Annotated in this window: 19 protein-coding genes and 1 tRNA gene; 9 read left to right on the top strand and 11 right to left on the bottom strand. The window is 61.6% G+C overall.

The features are described from left to right. Positions 1 to 101 precede the first annotated feature (101 nt). Positions 102 to 1,094, top strand: a complete 993-nt coding sequence (locus AC1DV9_RS09545) for an adenosine kinase (protein WP_477947433.1) — start codon at positions 102 to 104, stop codon at positions 1,092 to 1,094. Here the strand turns inward: AC1DV9_RS09545 and AC1DV9_RS09550 are convergent. Further along, a complete protein-coding gene (locus AC1DV9_RS09550) occupies positions 1,087 to 1,626 on the bottom strand; it encodes an SH3 domain-containing protein (RefSeq protein ID WP_112514299.1) in 540 nt (179 codons plus the stop codon). The genes AC1DV9_RS09545 and AC1DV9_RS09550 overlap by 8 nt on opposite strands. Before the next feature lie 187 nt (positions 1,627 to 1,813). On the opposite strand from AC1DV9_RS09550, the gene AC1DV9_RS09555 reads away from it, so the two are divergent. Then, positions 1,814 to 2,815: a 2-hydroxyacid dehydrogenase gene (locus tag AC1DV9_RS09555; protein ID WP_477947435.1), complete on the top strand. Its 1,002-nt coding sequence runs from the start codon at positions 1,814 to 1,816 to the stop codon at positions 2,813 to 2,815. Here the strand turns inward: AC1DV9_RS09555 and AC1DV9_RS09560 are convergent. The 6 genes from AC1DV9_RS09560 to AC1DV9_RS09585 form a co-directional block, all read right to left on the bottom strand. Then, positions 2,812 to 3,285 carry a GNAT family N-acetyltransferase gene (locus AC1DV9_RS09560; protein WP_477947437.1) on the bottom strand — a complete coding sequence of 158 codons (474 nt, stop codon included), beginning with the start codon at positions 3,283 to 3,285 and terminating at the stop codon, positions 2,812 to 2,814. The two genes, AC1DV9_RS09555 and AC1DV9_RS09560, sit on opposite strands and share 4 nt — an antisense overlap. Then, positions 3,282 to 4,088, bottom strand: a complete 807-nt coding sequence (locus tag AC1DV9_RS09565) for a molybdopterin-synthase adenylyltransferase MoeB (RefSeq protein ID WP_477947439.1) — start codon at positions 4,086 to 4,088, stop codon at positions 3,282 to 3,284. The genes AC1DV9_RS09560 and AC1DV9_RS09565 overlap by 4 nt, the downstream gene beginning before the upstream one ends. Further along, the gene (gene recF, locus AC1DV9_RS09570) at positions 4,085 to 5,209 is read right to left on the bottom strand and encodes a DNA replication/repair protein RecF (protein WP_477947441.1); all 1,125 of its coding nucleotides are present in this window, start codon (positions 5,207 to 5,209) and stop codon (positions 4,085 to 4,087) included. The genes AC1DV9_RS09565 and recF overlap by 4 nt, the downstream gene beginning before the upstream one ends. A gap of 31 nt (positions 5,210 to 5,240) precedes the next feature. Beyond that, complete coding sequence (locus tag AC1DV9_RS09575) at positions 5,241 to 6,092, bottom strand: hypothetical protein (RefSeq protein WP_477947443.1); 852 nt, start codon at positions 6,090 to 6,092, stop codon at positions 5,241 to 5,243. Positions 6,093 to 6,732: 640 nt separating this feature from the next. After that, positions 6,733 to 6,808, bottom strand: a tRNA-Ala gene (locus tag AC1DV9_RS09580). 154 nt (positions 6,809 to 6,962) lie between these two features. Further along, a complete protein-coding gene (locus AC1DV9_RS09585) occupies positions 6,963 to 7,355 on the bottom strand; it encodes a TIGR02300 family protein (RefSeq protein ID WP_112385374.1) in 393 nt (130 codons plus the stop codon). A 191-nt stretch (positions 7,356 to 7,546) separates the two neighbouring features. Between AC1DV9_RS09585 and AC1DV9_RS09590 the strand changes: the two genes are divergently transcribed. The 3 genes from AC1DV9_RS09590 to rpsA all read left to right on the top strand — a co-directional run bounded on the left by AC1DV9_RS09590 (position 7,547) and on the right by rpsA (position 10,709). Further along, positions 7,547 to 8,191, top strand: a complete 645-nt coding sequence (locus AC1DV9_RS09590) for an FMN-binding negative transcriptional regulator (protein ID WP_477947445.1) — start codon at positions 7,547 to 7,549, stop codon at positions 8,189 to 8,191. After that, positions 8,188 to 8,832: a (d)CMP kinase gene (cmk, locus tag AC1DV9_RS09595; RefSeq protein WP_310293694.1), complete on the top strand. Its 645-nt coding sequence runs from the start codon at positions 8,188 to 8,190 to the stop codon at positions 8,830 to 8,832. The genes AC1DV9_RS09590 and cmk overlap by 4 nt, the downstream gene beginning before the upstream one ends. Positions 8,833 to 9,008: 176 nt before the next feature. Continuing rightward, the gene (rpsA, locus tag AC1DV9_RS09600) at positions 9,009 to 10,709 is read left to right on the top strand and encodes a 30S ribosomal protein S1 (protein WP_112384986.1); all 1,701 of its coding nucleotides are present in this window, start codon (positions 9,009 to 9,011) and stop codon (positions 10,707 to 10,709) included. Positions 10,710 to 10,787: 78 nt separating this feature from the next. On the opposite strand, the gene AC1DV9_RS09605 is transcribed toward rpsA, so the two are convergent. The 3 genes from AC1DV9_RS09605 to AC1DV9_RS09615 form a co-directional block, all read right to left on the bottom strand. Continuing rightward, the gene (locus AC1DV9_RS09605; protein WP_477947447.1) at positions 10,788 to 12,278 is read right to left on the bottom strand and encodes a hypothetical protein; all 1,491 of its coding nucleotides are present in this window, start codon (positions 12,276 to 12,278) and stop codon (positions 10,788 to 10,790) included. A 231-nt stretch (positions 12,279 to 12,509) separates the two neighbouring features. Next, positions 12,510 to 13,136, bottom strand: coding sequence for a ribonuclease D (locus AC1DV9_RS09610; RefSeq protein ID WP_477947449.1), 627 nt, complete (start codon positions 13,134 to 13,136; stop codon positions 12,510 to 12,512). A gap of 74 nt (positions 13,137 to 13,210) precedes the next feature. Beyond that, the gene (locus AC1DV9_RS09615; protein ID WP_477947451.1) at positions 13,211 to 14,020 is read right to left on the bottom strand and encodes a MerR family transcriptional regulator; all 810 of its coding nucleotides are present in this window, start codon (positions 14,018 to 14,020) and stop codon (positions 13,211 to 13,213) included. Between the two features lie 203 nt (positions 14,021 to 14,223). On the opposite strand from AC1DV9_RS09615, the gene AC1DV9_RS09620 reads away from it, so the two are divergent. Both AC1DV9_RS09620 and AC1DV9_RS09625 read left to right on the top strand, forming a co-directional pair. Next, on the top strand, positions 14,224 to 15,504 hold the full coding sequence (locus AC1DV9_RS09620; protein WP_477947453.1) for a 4-aminobutyrate--2-oxoglutarate transaminase: 1,281 nt from the start codon (positions 14,224 to 14,226) through the stop codon (positions 15,502 to 15,504). A gap of 20 nt (positions 15,505 to 15,524) precedes the next feature. Then, complete coding sequence (locus AC1DV9_RS09625) at positions 15,525 to 17,006, top strand: NAD-dependent succinate-semialdehyde dehydrogenase (RefSeq protein ID WP_477947455.1); 1,482 nt, start codon at positions 15,525 to 15,527, stop codon at positions 17,004 to 17,006. A 41-nt stretch (positions 17,007 to 17,047) separates the two neighbouring features. Here the strand turns inward: AC1DV9_RS09625 and AC1DV9_RS09630 are convergent, their stop codons facing one another. Further along, on the bottom strand, positions 17,048 to 17,257 hold the full coding sequence (locus AC1DV9_RS09630) for a SlyX family protein (RefSeq protein WP_112514309.1): 210 nt from the start codon (positions 17,255 to 17,257) through the stop codon (positions 17,048 to 17,050). Between the two features lie 161 nt (positions 17,258 to 17,418). On the opposite strand from AC1DV9_RS09630, the gene uxaC reads away from it, so the two are divergent. Together uxaC and AC1DV9_RS09640 are read left to right on the top strand one after the other, a co-directional pair. Further along, positions 17,419 to 18,834, top strand: coding sequence for a glucuronate isomerase (gene uxaC, locus AC1DV9_RS09635; RefSeq protein ID WP_477947457.1), 1,416 nt, complete (start codon positions 17,419 to 17,421; stop codon positions 18,832 to 18,834). Then, a complete protein-coding gene (locus AC1DV9_RS09640; protein WP_477947458.1) occupies positions 18,831 to 20,285 on the top strand; it encodes a mannitol dehydrogenase family protein in 1,455 nt (484 codons plus the stop codon). Before uxaC ends, AC1DV9_RS09640 begins: the two co-directional genes overlap by 4 nt. The last annotated feature ends 160 nt before the right edge of the window (positions 20,286 to 20,445 follow it).

Below are 20,445 nucleotides of genomic sequence, written 5' to 3' on the forward strand. Positions count from 1 at the left end.
GCCACCGGTTTTTGCCTGGAGGAGCTGTTTTTTCTTCCCATCAGCGGAAATTCCGCTAAGACCAAATCCCGGCTATCACTTAATCCGGGACCTCCCATTTCATGACCAAATTCGATGTTCTGACTGTCGGCAACGCCATCGTCGATATCATCGCACGTTGCGACGACCAGTTCCTCATTGACAACGCGATCACCAAGGCAGCGATGAACCTGATTGATGCCGAGCGCGCCGAGCTGCTCTATTCCCGCATGGGACCGGCTCTGGAAGCATCGGGCGGCAGCGCCGGCAATACGGCGGCGGGTGTCGCCAGCCTTGGCGCCAAGGCCGCCTATTTCGGCAAGGTCGCCGACGACCAGCTCGGTGAAATCTTCGCGCACGATATCCGCGCCCAAGGCGTTCACTATCAGACGCAGCCGAAGGGCACCTTTCCGCCGACCGCCCGTTCGATGATCTTCGTTACCGATGACGGCGAGCGCTCGATGAACACCTATCTCGGCGCCTGCGTCGAGCTCGGCCCCGAGGATGTCGAAGCCGACGTCGTTGCCGATGCCAAGGTTACCTATTTCGAAGGCTATCTCTGGGATCCGCCGCGCGCCAAGGAAGCGATCCGCGAATGCGCTCGCATCGCGCACGAGAATGGCCGGGAAGTGTCGATGACGCTCTCCGACAGCTTCTGCGTCGGCCGCTATCGTGCCGAATTCCTCGATCTAATGCGTTCCGGCACCGTCGACATCGTCTTCGCCAACAAGCAGGAAGCGTTGTCGCTTTACGAGACCGAAGATTTCGAGGAAGCGCTGAACAAGATCGCCAAGGACTGCAAGATCGCCGCCGTGACGATGAGCGAAGACGGCGCGGTGATCCTGAAGGGCAACGAGCGTTGGTATGTCGATGCGATCCGCATCAACGAAGTGGTCGATACGACGGGCGCCGGCGATCTCTTCGCCTCAGGCTTCCTCTACGGCTACACGCAGGGCCGGACGCTTGAGGATTGCGGCAAGCTCGGCTGCCTTGCAGCCGGCATCGTCATCCAGCAGATCGGGCCGCGGCCGATGAAGTCGCTCGCCGAGGCCGCCCGCGAGGCGAAGCTTATTTAAAGGCTTCGCCGGGGTACGCACCCCAGATTTCCGGCTGCGCCACCCATCCTTCGGCGCCGTCGGCATCGGCATGGCACCAGTCGCCATTGCATTCGCCGATATGGATCATCACGCCAGGCTCAAGCTTGGCGACGATGGTCGCGGACGACTGCGGCTCGCGGCGCATGTTGACGAAAACAGATTTTCCCTTGCCCTTCATCCACGGCGCGGCCAGTGCCGAGCGCTGACCCGACAGCAGCGATTGGTTGACCCAGCCCTCGGTGCCGTCGGCATCGCGGATGCGGCGCCAGTTGTCATATTCCTGGATAATCTCCACCGGCAGGCCGGCCTTGAGATACATCCAGGAAGCGGCATAATCGGTGCCGGGGCCGATGCGCAGATTGACGCGCTTCGACTTCAGCGTCACGAAGCGCGGCAGCGGCAGGCCGCTCGGGCCCTTGGCCGCTTGCGCATACGCAGATTCGACGGCGCTTGCCGACAGCATCAGACCAACCGCAATAGCAAGGCAGGACTTCAGAGTGATTCCACGCATGGAGGTTTCCGTTCGCTCGAATTCGTAAGCGGGGCTCTACCCGCTCGCTGTCCGGGCTTCGACATTCGCCGACCGGTGCCCGCGAGTTTTGTTTGTCTTCGCGTGCGGGTCTGGTAGAAATTGCCCGAACGTTAAAATTATCCCCCGTCTTGGTTAAAGACATCTGAACAAGGCATGGCCGGCCGCGATGACATCGAAGAAAAAACCGAAGGTCTACATCACCCGGAAGCTGCCTGACGCGGTCGAGACGCGCATGCGCGAGCTCTTCGACGCCGAACTCAACATCGACGATTCGCCGCGTTCCGCGGCCGAGCTCGCCGAGGCGGTGAAGAGCGCCGACGTTCTGGTGCCCACCGTGACCGACCGCATCGACGCTCAGCTGATCGAGCAGGCTGGACCGCAGCTGAAACTGATTTCCAGCTTTTCGAACGGCACCGATCACATCGATGTCGAGGCCGCGGCCCGCAAGGGCATTACCGTGACGAACACGCCAAACGTGCTGACCGAAGACACCGCCGACATGACGATGGCGCTGATCCTCGCGGTGCCGCGGCGCCTCGGCGAAGGTGCGCGCATCCTAACCGACAAGCCAGGGGAATGGGCAGGGTGGTCGCCGACCTGGATGCTCGGACGCCGCATTCACGGCAAGCGGATCGGCATTGTCGGCATGGGCCGGATCGGCACTGCCGTTGCCCGCCGCGCCAAGGCGTTCGGCCTGTCGATCCACTATCACAACCGCAAGCGCGTGAACCCGGCGACCGAGGACGAGCTGGAGGCAACCTATTGGGAAAGCCTCGACCAGATGCTGGCTCGCGTCGACATCGTCTCGGTCAACTGCCCGTCGACACCGGCGACGTTCCACCTGCTCTCTGCCCGGCGGCTCGCCCTGCTGCAGCCAACGGCCTATCTGGTGAACACCGCGCGCGGCGACGTCGTTGATGAAGCGGCGCTGATCAAGTGCCTGCGCGAAGGCCGGATTGCCGGCGCCGGTCTCGACGTGTTCGAGAACGAGCCCGCGGTCAATCCGAAGCTGATCAAGCTCGCCAACGAGGGCAAGGTCGTGCTGCTGCCGCATATGAGCTCGGCGACGATCGAGGGCCGTATCGACATGGGCGACAAGGTGATCATCAATATCCGCGCCTTCATCGACGGCCACCGGCCGCCGAACCGCGTTTTGCCCGGCCGCTAAGCCAGGGTCTTGCGCATTTCGATATAGGTGACCCGGTCGTAACCCGGATGGGATTTGTCGGCCGTCCTCGCGAAGCCCCAGCCGCTGAAGATCGCATGATTGCCGGTGAGTTCGATCCGCGTGTCGAGCCGGATCACCTTCAATCCCCGCTCCTTCGCGACCGCCTCGGCAATCGCGAACAGCTGCCTGCCGATGCCTTTGCCCTGATAATTAGGCGCGATCGCCAGCTTGCCGAGATAGAGGCTGTCTTCTTCGGGGCGCAGGAACATGCATCCGGTGAGCCTGTCGCCATCCAGCGCGACGTAGCAGATTTCGGCTGCGGCCTTTTCCTGCAACGCTTCGGGCGTCAGCGAAAGGCCGGAGGACGGCGGATCGATGCGGCCGTTCATATAGGCAAAGGATGAGAGGATGAGGTCGAGCAGTTCGGCCCAGCGGCCGAAGTCTTGATCGAGCCTGATAATATCGGTCATGTCTTCCGCCGCTTGTATCGTATGGTATCGAAACGCGTCGTCAGCGCGTCGTAGAGCAGCAGCCGCCCGATGAGCGGCTCGCCACTGCGGGTGATCAGCTTGATCGCTTCCATGGCCATCAGCGTGCCGATGACGCCGGTCAGCGCACCGACGATGCCGGTTTCGGCGCAGGCGGGGATCAACCCGTCCGGCGGAATTTCGGGAAAGAGATCCCGGTAGGCCGGATTGAGGGTGCCATCCGCGGCAGCCTCATACGGTTTCAGAACCGTCAGCGATCCATCGAACCGGCCGACCGCGCCGGTCACCAGCGGCACCTTCGCCTGTTCGGCGGCATCGGCTGCGGCGTAGCGCGTCTCGAAATTGTCGGATCCGTCAATCAGCAGATCGAAGCCAGAGAGATGACGGCGGGCCGATTCGGAGGAGAAGCGCTCCTCGAAGCGGATGATGTTCACATGCGGATTGAGCCGGGCGATCGCAAAGGCAGCGCTCTCCGTCTTCAACTCGCCGATGGTGCCGGAATCGTGGATGACCTGCCGCTGCAGATTGGAAAGCGAAACACGGTCGTCATCAGCAATACCGAGCGTGCCCACACCTGCAGCCGCCAGATATTGCAGAACCGGGGCGCCGAGGCCGCCGGCGCCAATCACCAGTATCCGGGCGGCCTTGAGCTTCTGCTGGCCTGCCCCGCCGATCTCCGGCAGCAGGATATGACGCTGATATCGCGCGATTTCTTCGGGACTGAGCGGTTCCATGGCAGGAATGCTATCATGGCCCGAACCGAAGAGGAAAGCACCGTCCGTCATTCCCCGACATGTCCGTCGGAGACCGTCAGGAATTGCGCCCGCTCGCCGAGGGCCGAAAACATCGAGCGGTCGGTGCCGGTCATGAAGGCCTGCCCGCCGAGCGAATCGATAAGATCGAAGAGAGCCGCACGGCGCCCTTCATCGAGATGCGCGGCGATCTCGTCCAGCAGCAGCACTGGGGCGTGCCCCGTCAGATTGGCGACGAGTTTCGCATGGGCGAGGATCAGGCCGACCAGCAGCGCTTTCTGCTCGCCTGTGGAGCAGCGCTCCGCTTCCATCTGCTTCTCGCGGTGGCGGACAAGCAGATCGGCGCGGTGCGGCCCATCCAGCGTGCGCCCGGCGGCGGCATCGCGATAGCGGCTGTCGGCCAGCATGGCCGCATAATCGTCCTCGAGATCGACGGCAGGACGCGCGAATTGTCCATCCATGAAGCCCGAAAGCGCAAGTGCGGCCGAAGGGAAAGGCGAGGTCTCCCGCGTCTCTTCGATCAGCCGGGTCAGCAGGCCGAGCATCTCCTGGCGGGCAAGCGCCATGGCGATGCCAAGGCTTGCCATCTGCTGTTCGATGCCGGCGAGCCAGGACGGATCGAACCTGCCTTCGTCAAGCAGCTTGTTGCGGCTGCGCATGGCGCGCTCGAAATCGCTGGCGCGGCGCCCATGGGCGGGATCGAGCGAGAGCACGAGGCGGTCGAGAAAGCGGCGGCGATCGGAGGAGCCACCGGTGAACAGGCCATCCATGGATGGCGTCAGCCACAGTACGCGCAGATGATCGGTGAGCTCATCGGCCGTCTTCGCCGTCGTGCCGTTGATCCGCAACTTGCGCGCCGTATTCTCGTCCGTCGTGTCGGCCCCGGTGCCGATCTCCACGCCACCTTCCATCCCCTCGAGTTCGGTGAAGATCGAGAAGCCGGCAGAGGCGCCGACGCGAGTGATATCGGAATAGGCGGCACGGCGGAGACCCCGCCCCGGCGACAGGAACGAAACCGCCTCCATCAGATTGGTTTTTCCCGCGCCATTGTCACCCGTCAGCACAACATGGCGGCCGTCCATATCGAGCGACACCGCCGCATAATTGCGGAAGTCCGTCAGCTTGAGGCGGGAGAGAAAGACCTTGTGAGGCATCGTTTGTCCGGATTCTTGTTCCGGGGCAGAGCTAAGCCGAACCGGCAGGCATGGCAAGGCTAAGGCACAAACGAATGGTGCAGGCCGCGATCTGCCTCATATACTCTGCTTGCAGCACAATCCCGGGAATGACGAAGCCCGGCCTTTCAGCCGGGCTCGTTGTCACCAATCGTATGCCCGGGCGCTCAGTGCCCTCCGGACTTGCCGCCGCCAGATCTGTGGCTGTCATCGCGGCCTTTCTGGTGGCCGCCACCTCCGTGGCTTCCGGAATGATCATTGCCGGATCCGTCATCGCCAGGTTGGTTATCGCCGGGTCTGCTGCCACCGGAACGGTTGTCTCCAGCCTTGTCACCGGAGTGGCCATTTCCGGGCTTGCTACCACCATGGTTGCCGCCGCCGGAATGGCCACCACCGTGCTTGTTCCCACCAGACTTATTGCCGCCAGGCTGTCCACCACCGGAGTGGTCGCCACCAGGCCTGCCGCCGCCGGAATTGTGGTCGCCGGGTTTACCACCGTCAGATTTGTGGCCGCCAGACTTGCCGCCGCCCTTTCTGTCACCATGGCCGCCCCAGGACTTGCCCGGATCACGGCCATGCTTTCCATCACCGGAATGGCCGCTGTCCTTTTTCCCGTTACCAGCATGCCCACCATGATGGTGATCGCCTTTGCCGGATCCCTGACCACCACCGCCAGAACCATGACCGCCGTTACCTGGACCATGACCACCGTTTCCCGGGCCGGTTCCGCCGTCGCCGGGTCCGGTTCCGCCGTTGCCGGATCCAGTTCCGCCACTACCCGGGTCACCACCACTACCCGGACTGCCACCGGAACCGGCGCTCGATGCCGATACCTGCGGAGCGCCGCCGGTTCCTCCGGCATCATCGTTAGAGCCTTGGTAGTTATCCGCTGGAATCGCGGCCGTCGGGCGGCAGAGGCGGGCTTCAAGGGTTCCCGGCTTAACGAGACGACAGTCGATGCGGAGAGGAAGAGGTGCAGAGAATGCGAGACTGCTGGAGGCCATGAGATAGGCGATGGCCACGCCGTATTTCGCTGCTGTTCTTAACATGGGGCAACTCCCTAGTTAACAAAATGCTAACGAAATAAATTTTATATTAGCTATGCATTGCTCCCAGCTATAAACGTTGCCATCGCCATTACGTCTTAATCCATAGCCAACTTCCTATTCATAAGGTCTAGCTTAAAGGGACTAGCACTTTTGAAGGATTGGATAAGAGACATTACGCCCCTTCATCGGCGGCCCGCTGGATTGATTTTTCTATCGTAAATCAGTGCCTTGCCGGAATACTCCACGTAGACGAGCATGGTCTGCCGCCGTGATCGCGGGGTCGCGTCAGAGCCGACGATGACGCAGCGCGATAGCCTGAAGTGGATCGATCACATCAAAGCACGCATTTGCCTGATGTGGCCGGGTGAACTTCGGAGGTTTGCGCTTTGGCTTTAAGCTCACGACGTCAAAGACCGCGGGGAGAGCCTGATAGACAACCTAAATCTTGGGAAAATTTGGTGGAGCTAAGCGGGATCGAACCGCTGACCTCTTGCATGCCATGCAAGCGCTCTCCCAGCTGAGCTATAGCCCCATCAGGGTGGTCCGGTATTTCTTCCGGTCCTGGGATCCTCCGAAGCGGGCTAACCCGGCGGAGTGGCGGCTTATTACTTGCGGTTTTCGCAGATGGCAAGCCTAAAAAAACGGCCCGGAGATTTTTTGTCGTCCGGGCCGTGATTTATATCGGATCAGACTTCGTCTTCGTCGCCGGTAACGCCGATGATGTCGCTCATGTCGTCATCTTCATCGTCTTCGTCGGCTTCGAGGAAGGTATCGTCGTCGTCATCGCCTTCGATCTCGACGTCGTCATCGCCCATGTCAGGAATGTCGTCGCCGCTTGCGCCTTCATCGGCGTCCTCGAGCGAGACGAGTTCGACTTCCGTGCTCTCGGTATCGACTTCCTGCACGTCGTCGTCTTCGCTTGCCGCCTCAGCGGCTGCTGCAGCCGAGGTTTCCTGGAAGAAGGATAGGGGATAGGATTTGCCGGTATACGGAGAAACGATCGGATCCCGGTTCAGATCGTAGAACTTCTTGCCGGTTTCCGGATCGGTACGCTTGGTTCCAAGTTCCGTTTTCGCCACTATAAGCCTCGTGAGAATGGCCGAATACATTCGGCTGTGCCGTGTAAACCGGCGTTCTTTTCGGAATTTATAAGCCGGTCCCCATAATCGTTGCGGCCAATGATGTCAAAGCGAAACTTCGTATCGCAAGATGACCGGCAAATAACATTGTGTTAGGAAGCGCCGAAGACACAGAAACCAGCGAGAAACCAATGTATCAGCCGCCTCACTTCCGGGAAGACGATCTGGCGACCCAGCACCAGCTGATCCGCGCCCATCCGCTCGGACTGCTGATCACCGCCGGAGCGAGCGGATTGGTCGCCAATCCGGTGCCGTTCCATCTCGATGCCGAGGCGTCGGAAAAAGGGACGTTGCGGCTGCATCTGGCAAAAGCCAACGGCCAGTGGCGCGACATCCAGGATGGAGCACGCATTCTTGCCGTCTTCCAGGGCGCCAATTCCTATGTGACGCCATCCTGGTACAAGACCAAGCAGGAGACCGGCAAAGTCGTGCCGACCTGGAACTATGCGATCGTCCAGGCGCGCGGCAGCGCCCGGGTCATCGACGATGCGGACTGGCTTCGGTCGCAGATCGACGCGCTCACCGGCCAGCATGAGGGCAGCCGCGAGAAGCCATGGGCGGTGGACGATGCGCCCGACGATTTCATCCGGGCGCAGATGAAGGGCATCATCGGCATCGAAATCGAGATATCGGCGCTTGAAGGCAAGTGGAAGGTCAGTCAGAACCGCCCGGTTGCCGACCGCGAAGGCGTTGCTGCCGGATTGGGCGCGGCAAGCGGCCAGGAAGACATGATCGAGCTCGTCAGGCGCTACGGCGGGCTGGAAGGAAACCATTGAAAACGACATTCACGATTGCCATCGACGGCCCGGCAGCGGCCGGCAAGGGTACGCTTTCGCGCCGGATCGCCGATGAATACGGCTTCCACCACCTCGATACGGGGCTGACCTACCGGGCGACCGCCAAGGCGCTCATCGATGCCGCCCTGCCGCTCGATGACGAGGCGGTGGCCGAAAAGATCGCCCGCGAGGTTGAACTCGCCGGGCTCGATCGCGATATACTTTCGAAACATGAGATCGGCGAAGCTGCCTCGAAGATTGCCGTGATGCCTGCGGTTCGCCGCGCGCTTGTCGAAGCGCAACAGCGCTTTGCCGGAATGGCGCCGGGAACGGTGCTCGACGGCCGCGACATCGGCACCGTCGTCTGCCCGGATGCCCCGGTGAAGCTTTATGTGACGGCTTCGCCCCAGGTGCGCGCGAGGCGACGCTACGACGAAATCACGGCGAAGGGGACGGCTGCCGATTTCGAGGCGATTTTCGAGGATGTGAAGCGGCGCGACGAACGCGACATGGGACGGGCCGACAGCCCTTTGAAACCAGCCGATGACGCGCACTTGCTTGATACGTCGGAAATGAGTATAGAGGCCGCGTTTCAAGCTGCAAAGTCGATCATCGATGCGGCCTTGAGCCGAAATAACTGAAATTCGAGCGGTCCGTTGGCGCCTTGCGCGGCGGGACGCTTTTTAAAAGCCTGAAATTCCGTCCAAGCGCCGGATTGCTTCCCTTAAGGAGGCGGACTGGGTTCAGGCCTGTTCAACACGAACCAACCGGCGCATACGTGGGCCTTGCAGCTATCGAAGGCCACGCAGGAGATTTTATGTCAGTAGCTACTCCCTCTCGCGAAGATTTCGCGGCCCTTCTCGAAGAGTCCTTTGCCAAGAACGACCTGGCCGAAGGCTATGTCACCAAGGGCATCGTCACCGGCATCGAAAAGGATGTCGCTGTTGTTGACGTCGGCCTGAAGGTCGAAGGCCGCATCGCGCTCAAGGAATTCGGCGCACGCGCCAAGGACGGTTCGCTGAAGGTCGGCGACGAAGTCGAAGTTTACGTCGAGCGCATCGAAAACGCCCTTGGCGAAGCTGTTCTGTCGCGCGAGAAGGCTCGCCGCGAAGAAAGCTGGATCAAGCTCGAAGCCAAGTTCGAAGCTGGCGAGCGCGTCGAAGGCGTGATCTTCAACCAGGTCAAGGGCGGCTTCACGGTCGATCTCGACGGTGCGATCGCCTTCCTGCCGCGTTCTCAGGTCGACATCCGCCCGATCCGCGACGTTTCCCCGCTGATGCACAACCCGCAGCCCTTCGAAATCCTCAAGATGGACAAGCGCCGCGGCAACATCGTGGTTTCGCGCCGTACGGTTCTGGAAGAATCCCGTGCCGAGCAGCGTTCTGAAATCGTTCAGAACCTCGAAGAAGGCCAGGTTGTTGACGGCGTCGTCAAGAACATCACCGATTACGGTGCGTTCGTTGACCTCGGCGGCATCGACGGCCTGCTGCACGTCACCGACATGGCATGGCGCCGCGTCAACCATCCGTCGGAGATCCTGAACATCGGCCAGCAGGTCAAGGTTCAGATCATCCGCATCAACCAGGAAACCCACCGCATCTCGCTCGGCATGAAGCAGCTCGAGTCGGATCCGTGGGATGGCATCCAGGCGAAGTATCCGGAAGGCAAGAAGATCTCCGGTACCGTCACGAACATCACCGACTACGGTGCGTTCGTCGAGCTGGAGCCGGGCATCGAAGGCCTGATCCACATCTCGGAAATGTCCTGGACCAAGAAGAACGTACACCCCGGCAAGATCCTGTCCACGAGCCAGGAAGTCGAAGTCGTCGTTCTCGAAGTCGATCCGTCCAAGCGCCGTATTTCGCTCGGCCTCAAGCAGACGCTGGAAAATCCGTGGGCAGCATTCGCCCGCAACAACCCGGCTGGCACTGAAGTCGAAGGCGAAGTCAAGAACAAGACCGAATTCGGCCTGTTCATCGGCCTCGACGGCGACGTTGACGGCATGGTGCACCTTTCTGACCTCGACTGGAACCGTCCGGGCGAGCAGGTCATCGAAGAGTTCAACAAGGGCGATGTCGTCAAGGCTGTCGTTCTCGATGTTGACGTCGAAAAGGAACGCATCTCGCTCGGCATCAAGCAGCTCGGCAAGGATGCAGTCGGCGACGCCGCTGCCTCTGGCGACCTGCGCAAGAATGCAGTCGTTTCCTGCGAAATCACCGCAGTCAACGATGGCGGCATCGAAGTGAAGCTCGTCGAACACGAAGACATCACCTCGTTCATCCGCCGTGCAGATCTCGCACGCGACCGCGACGATCAGCGTCCGGAACGCTTCTCGGTTGGCCAGGTTGTTGACGCCCGTGTCACCAACTTCTCCAAGAAGGACCGCAAGATCATGCTGTCCATCAAGGCTCTGGAAATCGCAGAAGAGAAGGAAGCCGTCGCTCAGTTCGGTTCGTCCGACTCTGGCGCTTCGCTCGGCGACATCCTTGGCGCGGCTCTGAAGAACCGCGGCGAGTAATCGCTTCAAGCATTGAAACAAAGAACCCGCCGGAGCGATCCGGCGGGTTTTTCTTTGACCTGAATTTTGGAAGTTCCGTTATTCCCAGCCGACCATGCGCTGATAGAGCGCGAAAACCGGATCGGCGACCGGAGGCTCTTCCTGGCGCGCTTCGATCTCGGGAAGATCGGCGGGCACCCTGCCCTGCGGACGCTGCTCCTGCTGAGAGGCCGATTGCTGCTCCTCGCCAGACTGCGCATCCTGCTCTTCTTCGCCCGTACCGCCCTCATAGTCGCTGCGATGCATCTGGCCGTCGCGGCGTTCGGCGCCATCCTTGGCGAATTGATAGGGCTGAGCGATATAGCCGACGCCGTCGGGTGAGCGCAGCAGACCGGATTTCTGAACCATCTCGGCAAGATCGGCCGGAAGGATCTGCGGCTGGGCGACGATCTCCTTCTGCTGGCGGGCGAGCTGTGCGGGATCGGCTGCAGCCGCTGCGCGTGCCGCCTCTGCCGGTGCCGGCTTGGCGTTTGCCATCTGGTCCGGACCATCCATTGCTTCGCGCATCTCGTCGCTTACCGGCTGATCGAGCGCCGCTTCGGTATCCTCAGGTGCTGCCGCCAGGGCCTCGAGAAGCGTTGACGTCTCCTGCTCGTTGATGATGGCGACCAGCAGTTCGGATGCCTCCTCGGTGATCGACGCGAGAACAGCAGGCCAGATCTTCGGAATATCGGGTTCGGCGCGCTCCCTGGCGAGCGGCGCGTGTGGTGCTCCGGCTTCCCCAAGCACCTGCGGCGCATCAGGCGCCATCGCTTCCGTTTCCGGTTGCTCCGGGTCTTCCGATGCGGCAGCCTGCGCCAATTCGTTGGCGGCCAGCGGCTCTTCGGCAATCTCTTCGATCACGTCAACCGGTAGATCGGACAAACCGGCAAGCGGAGAAGGCTGGGCCGCAAATGCTGACGGTCTGGCTTGCGCCTGCGGTCGCGCTTCATGCGCTGCATCGGTCCCTGATTTCGGAGCCGGCAGAACGCTGTCTTCGTGCAGTGCTATGTCAGGTCGGGGTTCTGCCCGAAGCGGTGAAGCATCGTTCTGGCGATACGAACGAACGACCGCGCGGGCCACCAGATCGCGATCCTTGTAGCGGACGGTCTCCAGATAGGCGACGACACGGGCGGCTTCCGGCCCTGCAGGATTCTTCAGTGCTTCGGCGATCAGGCGCAGCGGCAGCGTGTGGCCATCGGCGGCGAGCTGCGTTTCGATCTCGTTGATGCGGGTTGCCGGCAGCTTCTGGATGACATCGGCAAGGCGGGACGCGAAGGCAAGATTGGTTTCGCCATCCTGACGCGGCAGCGGCAGGGCCTCGGATGCTGCATTGATGGCATCGAGCAGCGCTTCGAACATGCGTTCGCGGGCTGCCGCCAAGAGGAGGTTAAGCTTTCCGGCAATTGCCGAATTCAGATCGGAGCCTTCGATCGCTTTAACGGGCGCCGGGGCAACGATCGACCGGGCAAGTCCGCTGGCGACAATCGCCGCAGCCTGTCCGTTGGAAGAAAGACTCGTATTTGACGCTGCACGAACCGGAGTCAACATGGCATGCTCCTACTTTCGCAAGTGACAATCGAAGCAGATCACACGAGGGTCGCGCTCGTCGGACCCCTCGCATTCTTCCGCAGATCCTCCCGTCCGCATGGCGCGTCATCGCACCGACGAATGCTTAAAAATTGATGATGATTCTACCGAATGGCCGTTAATGAAAAACTAACGGCCGGACAGGATGCCAATCCTGCCCGGCCGTCTCATGGCTCTCAAATATCGCGTTGCTCAGCTGTGGGCGAAAATATCGGTCTCTTCCCAGCCGAGAAGATCAAGCTTGGCGCGGGTTGGCAGGAACGTGAAGCAGGCGGTGGCGTGGTCGAACCGGCCATCGCGCAGCAGGCGCTCGGTCAGCTTGTCGCGCAGCGCATGGAGATGGAGCACGTCGGACGCTGCATATTCGAGCTGTGCCTGCGAGAGCGTCGCCGCCGCCCAATCCGACGATTGCTGTGCCTTGGAGATATCGACCTCCAGCATCTCTTTCAGATTGTCCTTCAGGCCGTGGCGATCCGTATAGGTGCGCGACAGGCGCGAGGCGATCTTGGTGCAGAATACGGGTGTCGTGGTCACGCCGAAGGTGTGGAACAACACGGCGATATCGAAGCGGCCATAGTGGAAGATCTTCTGGCGGGCCGGATCGGCCAGCATCATCGTCAGGTTCGGTGCCTCCTTCTGGCCGGAGGCGATGCGGATGACATCGGCCGTGCCGTCGCCCGGCGACAGCTGGACAACGCACAGGCGGTCGCGGCGCGGAACGAGACCCAGCGTCTCGGTATCGATCGCGATAGCGCCCTTGTAGCGCGCGGCATCCGCCGCGGAGATATCGCCTTCATGATAACGGATGGTGGCAGCCATGGCTCTTCTTTTACCTCGCGTGTTTCTTCCGGCGCTATAGCGTAAAGGCGCTGGCGGCGATACGGTTTTCGGCCTCAGAAGGTCGGCGGCGTATTGATCCAGAGCAGCACCGTCTCGCCGTCGTGGCGGTTGCGCCAGGAATGATAGCGGCGGCTTTCGAAATAAAGCGAGTCACCGGGGCCCAGATCGAAGAACTGGTCGGAATCGAGCACCAGCTCCAGACGGCCGGACAGGACATGCATGAATTCCTCGCCCTCATGCCGGTAGGCGCCTTCGCTGGTAGCGCCAGGCGCCAGCACGAAGCGGTGGCAATCCATCATCCGCCGCCCTTCGGCGAGCAGCTGCACGGTCACGCCCGGTGTGGTTTCCGGCCAGGTGCGCCATTCGCCGGAGCGGACGACCGCCGTTGCGTCATCGGCTTCCTCGCCCGAGAGGCGCGAAACGGTGGTGCCGTAATATTCGGCGAGATCATGCAGGGTCTTGAAGCTGACGCCCTGCGACGTGCGCTCCAGCGTCGATAGCGTCGACGAGGTGATGCCCATGTCGCCGGCGACCTGATCCAGCGTCTTGCCTGCGGCATGGCGAAGGCTGCGGAGCCGGCGGCCGATATCGGACGCGCCGCCTGTCTCGCCATTGTCGCCGGAGGGCTCTTCGCTTTCCAGCGCCTCGCGGATCGCGGCCGGGTTGAGGCCACGCTCGACACGATACCAGGAAATCTTCTTCAACCGCGCGACGTCATCGGCGCTGTATTGCCGGTGGCCGGTTTCCGAACGATCAGGCACAAGCAGGCCCTGGCTTTCCCAAAGCCGTACGGTGGAGGCGGAAATTCCCGCCAGCCGCGCTGCCTCGGCGACCTTGTAGCGCACCGGCCCGTTATTGTTCATTCGCCAATAAATCCCTGATTCCGTGGTGCTTTATGCATCCTGCCGCGACAGAATCTCTGGTCGTGAGCATCCATCAAAAGGCGTGATGTTTGAAGCAAAAAATGCCGCTTGATTTCTTGCAGGAAAAATGTAGGACTTTTCTACATATCTTGCAGAACTTATGCAAGATAATTCCCAATCCCTTTGAGCGCAGGAGCGCATAGATGAACGCGACCACCCTTACGGACCGGAAGAATGCCGCAATTTCCCGCGGCGTCGGCATGACGACACAAATCTACGCCGACCGCGCAGAGAATGCCGAAATCTGGGACAAGGAGGGCCGCCGCTATATCGATTTCGCTGCTGGCATCGCCGTTCTGAACACCGGCCACCGCCATCCGCGCGTCATCGCTGCCGTCAAGGACCAGCTGGACCACTTCACCCACACCTGCCACCAGGTCGTGCCTTACGAAACCTATGTTCATCTTGCCGAACGCCTGAACGAGTTGGCGCCCGGCAACTTCGCCAAGAAGACGATCTTCGTGACGACGGGTGCGGAAGCTGTCGAAAACGCCGTCAAGATCGCCCGCGCCGCGACCGGACGTTCCGCCGTGATCGCCTTCGGCGGCGGCTTCCATGGCCGTACCTTCATGGGCATGGCCCTGACCGGCAAGGTCGTGCCCTACAAGGTCGGCTTCGGCGCAATGCCTGGCGATGTCTTCCACGTGCCCTTCCCGGTCGAGCTGCATGGCGTCAGCGCCGAGCAGTCTTTGGCAGCCTTGAAGAAGCTGTTTGCCGCCGATGTCGATCCGCAGCGTGTGGCTGCGATCATCATCGAGCCCGTGCAGGGCGAAGGCGGTTTCTATGCGGCACCTGCGGCCTTCCTGAAGGCGCTGCGCGAACTTTGCGACCAGCACGGCATCCTGCTGATTGCCGACGAAGTGCAGACCGGGTTTGCCCGTACCGGCAAGATGTTTGCGATGGATCACCATGAGGTCGCTCCTGATCTGATGACCATGGCGAAGAGCCTTGCCGGTGGTTTCCCGCTGGCTGCTGTCACCGGCCGCGCCGAGGTCATGGATGCGCCCGGCCCCGGCGGCCTCGGCGGCACCTATGGCGGCAATCCGCTCGGTATCGCCGCTGCTCATGCCGTACTCGACGTCATCAAGGACGAAGACCTCTGCAACCGCGCCAACCAGCTCGGCGGCCGCCTGAAGCAGCGTCTGGAATCGCTGCGCGACAAGGTGCCGGAGATTGTCGATATCCGCGGCCCGGGCTTCATGAACGCCGTCGAATTCAACGACAAGACCACCAAGCTGCCGAGCGCCGAGTTCGCCAACAAGGTGCGCCTGATCGCGCTGGAAAAAGGTCTCATCCTTTTGACCTGCGGCGTGCACGGAAACGTCATCCGCTTCCTTGCCCCGATCACCATTCAGGACAATATCTTCGGCGAAGCGCTCGATATCCTCGAAGCCTCCATTCTTGAAGCAAGCGCGGGCAAGTAACCGCCTTCGGAGTAAATGACATGGCATTCACGACCGCACTGACCAAACACGTCCCCTTCTCCTCTCCGTTCCTACGCGACACCGGCTACATCAACGGCGAATGGACGAAGGGCGGTGCAACGAAAACCTTCGACGTCCTGAACCCGGCCACTGGCGAAGTTCTGGCCTCGCTCCCTGATATGGGCGCTGCAGACACCCGCAAGGCGATTGACGCAGCCTATGCAGCCCAGCCCGCCTGGGCGGCAAAACCCGCCAAGGACCGCAGCGCCATCCTGCGCAAGTGGTTCGACCTGATGGTCGCCAATGCCGACGAGCTGGCGGCGATCCTGACGGCTGAAATGGGCAAGCCCTTTGCGGAAGCGCGCGGCGAGATCCTTTACGCTGCCGCTTACATCGAATGGTATGCGGAAGAAGCCAAGCGCATCTACGGCGAGACCATCCCGGCACCGTCGAACGACAAGCGGATGATCGTCATCAAGCAGCCGGTCGGCGTCGTCGGCACGATCACGCCCTGGAACTTCCCGGCCGCGATGATCACCCGCAAGATCGCGCCGGCGCTTGCCGTTGGCTGCACCGTCGTTTCGAAGCCCGCGGAACAGACCCCGCTTTCGGCCATCGCGCTTGCGGTTCTCGCCGAACAGGCCGGTGTTCCTGCCGGTGTCTTCAACGTCATCGTCGGCGAAGACGGCCCCGCGATCGGCAAGGAGCTTTGCGGCAACGACAAGGTGCGCAAGATCAGCTTCACCGGCTCGACCGAAGTCGGCCGCATCCTGATGCGCCAGTGCTCCGACCAGATCAAGAAGGTCAGCCTCGAGCTCGGCGGCAACGCACCCTTCATCGTCTTTGATGATGCGGATCTCGATGCCGCCGTCGAAGGCGCGATCGCTTCGAAGTACCGCAATGCCGGGCAGACCTGCGTCTGCGCCAACCGTCTCTACGTACAGTCAGGCGTCTATGATGCCTTCGCGGCCAAGCTGGCTGCCAAGGTTGAAGCCATGTCGGTTGGCGACGGCTTCACCTCGGGCGTCACCATCGGCCCGCTGATCGACGAGCAGGGTCTTGCCAAGGTCGAGGACCATGTCAGCGACGCGGTCTCCAAGGGTGCCAAGGTGCTGACCGGCGGCAAGCGTATCGAAGGTGCCGGTACCTTCTTCACGCCGACCGTACTCACGGGCGTTGCCAAGGGCATGAAGGTCGCCAGGGAAGAAACCTTCGGCCCGGTCGCGCCGCTCTTCCGCTTCGACACCGTTGAAGAAGTCATCCAGCAGGCCAATGACACCGAGTTCGGCCTCGCCGCCTATTTCTTCGCGGGCGATCTGAAGAAGGTCTGGAAGGTTGCGGAAGCGCTCGAATACGGCATGGTTGGGATCAATACCGGCCTGATGTCGACGGAAACCGCGCCCTTCGGCGGTATCAAGCAATCCGGCAACGGCCGCGAAGGCTCGCGCCATGGCGCCGACGATTACCTCGAGATGAAATATCTCTGCATCGGCAATCTCTAAAATCGAAAGGGCGCCTTCGGGCGCCCTTTTCATTTCGGCATTCAATAGTGCGGTGGCCTTGTCACCGCCGGCGCTTCCAGCGATTGCTCTTCGAGCGACAGGAAGCGTTCCGTCAAGCGGTCCAATTTCGCTCGGGTCTGTTCGACCACTTTCCATTGCTCGGCAAGCTGATCCGAAAGCTCTTCGATGGTCTTTGCCTGATGGGCCAAGGCTTCTTCAAGCTGGGTAATGCGGCTGATGTCTTCGGCCATGGTTGTTCTCCACCGGTTTGCCGCTCTTCCAAAACCTATAGCGGCGGCTGCGTCAATGGGGCGCCCAGCATCGATTCCTAAAGTGAACTCATTGGTTACTAATGGGCCTTGCCGTGTCTTTGATCGTGGAGTAGGCCCTAACCCATCAGGGAGGAAATCTTATGGATTCACGAAACGGCTTTCTTCACCAGGACCGGCTTTTTCCGGCCGATCCGGCAACCCGCAGCATCGCGCGCGACCTCTACGAGACCGTTGCCGCTTTGCCGATCGTCAGCCCGCACGGGCATACCGAGCCCTCGTGGTTCGCTGACGACAAGCCCTTTGAAGATGCCGCATCGCTGCTCGTCATCCCCGACCATTACCTGTTCCGCATGCTGCACAGCACCGGCACCAAACTCGACGAGCTCGGCGTTCCCCGACTTGATGGCAAGCCTGTCGCCAAGGGCCGTGACATCTGGCGCGCTTTCGCTGCCAAATATCATCTCTTCCGCGGCACGCCGTCCAGCCTGTGGGTCGATCATGCGATGTCTGCCGTGCTCGGCTGTACCGAACCGCTGACGCCTGAGAATGCCGACACGCTCTACGACCATATCAACGAGCAGCTCGCCAAGCCCGAGTTCCGCCCGCGTGCGCTGCATCAGCGCTTCGGCATCGAAACGATCGCCACGACGGAAGGCGCGCTGGATCCGCTGGTCCATCACCAGAAGATGCAGAAGGATGGCTGGATCGGTAAGGTTCGTACGACATACCGCCCTGATAGCGTTACAGATCCTGACGCCGTCGGCTTCCGCGACAATCTCATCAAGTTCGGTGAGATCACCGGCTCTGACGTCACCAAATGGGACGGCATGATCGACGCGCATCGCAAGCGCCGCGCCTATTTCCGCCAGTTCGGCGCCACAGCGACCGACCACGGCGTACCGACCGCATTCACCGCCGACCTCTCGGCCACCGAGCGGCAGGCGCTTCTCGACAAGGCATTGAAGGGTCCACTTTCGGCTGCCGATGCCGAGCTGTTCCGTGGTCAGATGATGACCGAGATGGCTGGTCTTTCGGCTGAAGACGGCATGGTGATGCAGATCCACGCCGGATCGCGCCGAAACACCGACAGCGGTCTCTTTGCGACCCGCGGTCCGAACATGGGCGCCGATATCCCGACCCGGACTGACTGGATCGGCGGGCTCAATGCGCTGCTATCCAAGTACGGCCATTCGCAGGGCCTTCGCATCCTGCTCTTCACGCTCGACGAGACGACCTATTCGCGCGAGCTGGCGCCGATGGCCGGACATTGGGAATGCCTGATGATCGGCCCGCCCTGGTGGTTCCACGACAGCCCGAATGGCATCCGCCGCTATCTCGACCAGGTCGTCGAGACCGCCGGCTTTGCAAATCTTGCCGGCTTCAACGACGATACCCGCGCCTTGCTCTCGATCCCCGCCCGCCACGACGTCTGGCGCCGCGAGGTTTGCGGCTTCCTGGCGCAGCTTGCCGCCGAGCACCGGATCTCCAGGAAAGATGCGGCAATCGTCGCGCGCGAACTCTCCTATGACAACGCGAAGAAGGCCTACAAGCTGTGAGCAATCGACTGAAGGACCTGAACGGCCTGGCGCCGACCGCAAAGCTTCCCGCCTATGACCGCAGCGCGCTGAAGGCGGGCATCCTGCATCTCGGCCCCGGCGCCTTCTTCCGTGCCCATTTCGCGCCGTTTACGGATGCGGCGCTGGCCGCTGACGGCGGCGACTGGGGCATCGAGGTGGCGAGCCTGCGCACGCCTGACGTTGCCGATAATCTCAACGCCCAGAACGGCCTCTACACCGTGTTGATCCGTGATACGTCGGGCACCACGGCCGAGGTGATCGGTCCGATCCTGAAGGCGCATGTGGCTCCGCGCGATCCGTCGCTGCTCTTGTCGCGTCTCGAAGACCCGGCGATCCGCATCGTCAGCCTGACGGTGACGGAAAAGGCCTATGGCCTCGACGTGCGTACCGGCGGACTTGATCTGACGCATCCGGATGTTGCCGCCGATCTTGCCGACCGCCACGCGCCGCGCGGCGTCGTCGGCTATCTGGTCGAAGGCCTTGCCCGCCGCCGCGCCAAGGGTATCGCCCCCTTCACGCCGCTCAGCTGCGATAATCTGCCGAGCAACGGCGCGGTGCTGAAGCGCCTCGTCCTCGATTTCGCCGGCCGTGTCGATCCGGAGCTTCGCACCTGGATCGAAACCAATGTGCCCTTCCCCTCGACCATGGTCGACCGCATCACGCCCGCCAGCACCGACGCCACCTATGCGGATGCCGAGCGGCTGACAGGACGGCAAGATCTTGCAGCAATCGAGACCGAGCCCTTCACCCAATGGGTGATCGAAGACCATTTCGCCAACGGCCGCCCTGCATGGGACAAGGCCGGCGTGCTGATGGTCGATGAGGTCTCGGCCTATGAAAAGATGAAGCTCCGCATGCTGAACGGCGCGCATTCGCTGCTCGCCTATCTCGGCTACATAGGCGGCTATGAATATATCCGCGACGTGATGGAAGATGAAGGATTGGCGGCTCTCGCCCGACGCCAGATGAATGCTGCGGCCGAGACGCTCGATCCAGTCCCCGGCATCGATCTCGACCACTATGCCGATGAACTGATAGCGCGCTTTGCAAACAAGGCGATAGCCCACCGTACCTACCAGATCGCCATGGACGGAACGCAGAAGCTGCCGCAGCGGCTGCTGGAGCCGGCAACCGAGGCACTGGCCCACGGCAGCAAGGCCGAGACCTACGCCATCGCCGTCGCCGCCTGGATGCGCTACGCCATCGGCGTCGACCGCAACGGCAAGGCATACGAGCTGCGAGATCCGCGTGCGGAGGAGATTGCGGCGCTGCTCGCTGATATCCCACGCAACGGTGGGGCCGTTTCGGCGGCGTTGTTCAAGCTGCCGGGGCTGTTCCCGAAGGCATTGACGGACAATGTTGGTTGGACCGAGGATGTGGCGAACAAGCTCGATATTCTGATCCAGGATAACAGGCTGCCGTTGTTCTGAGGTGATCTAGGAAAAGAGGGCACCAACCTCTCCCTCCTCATCCCTGTGTCCTTAGGGCTGCGCCCACGGGATGTCACAGGGATCCAGCCGGCCCGAGGACTTGGGCCGGAAAGACTCTTCGTCCAACTGAAAGATTCATTCACCGCGCAGACGCGCGGTG

It is taken from the genome of Rhizobium sp. 01L410 (assembly GCF_056400165.1).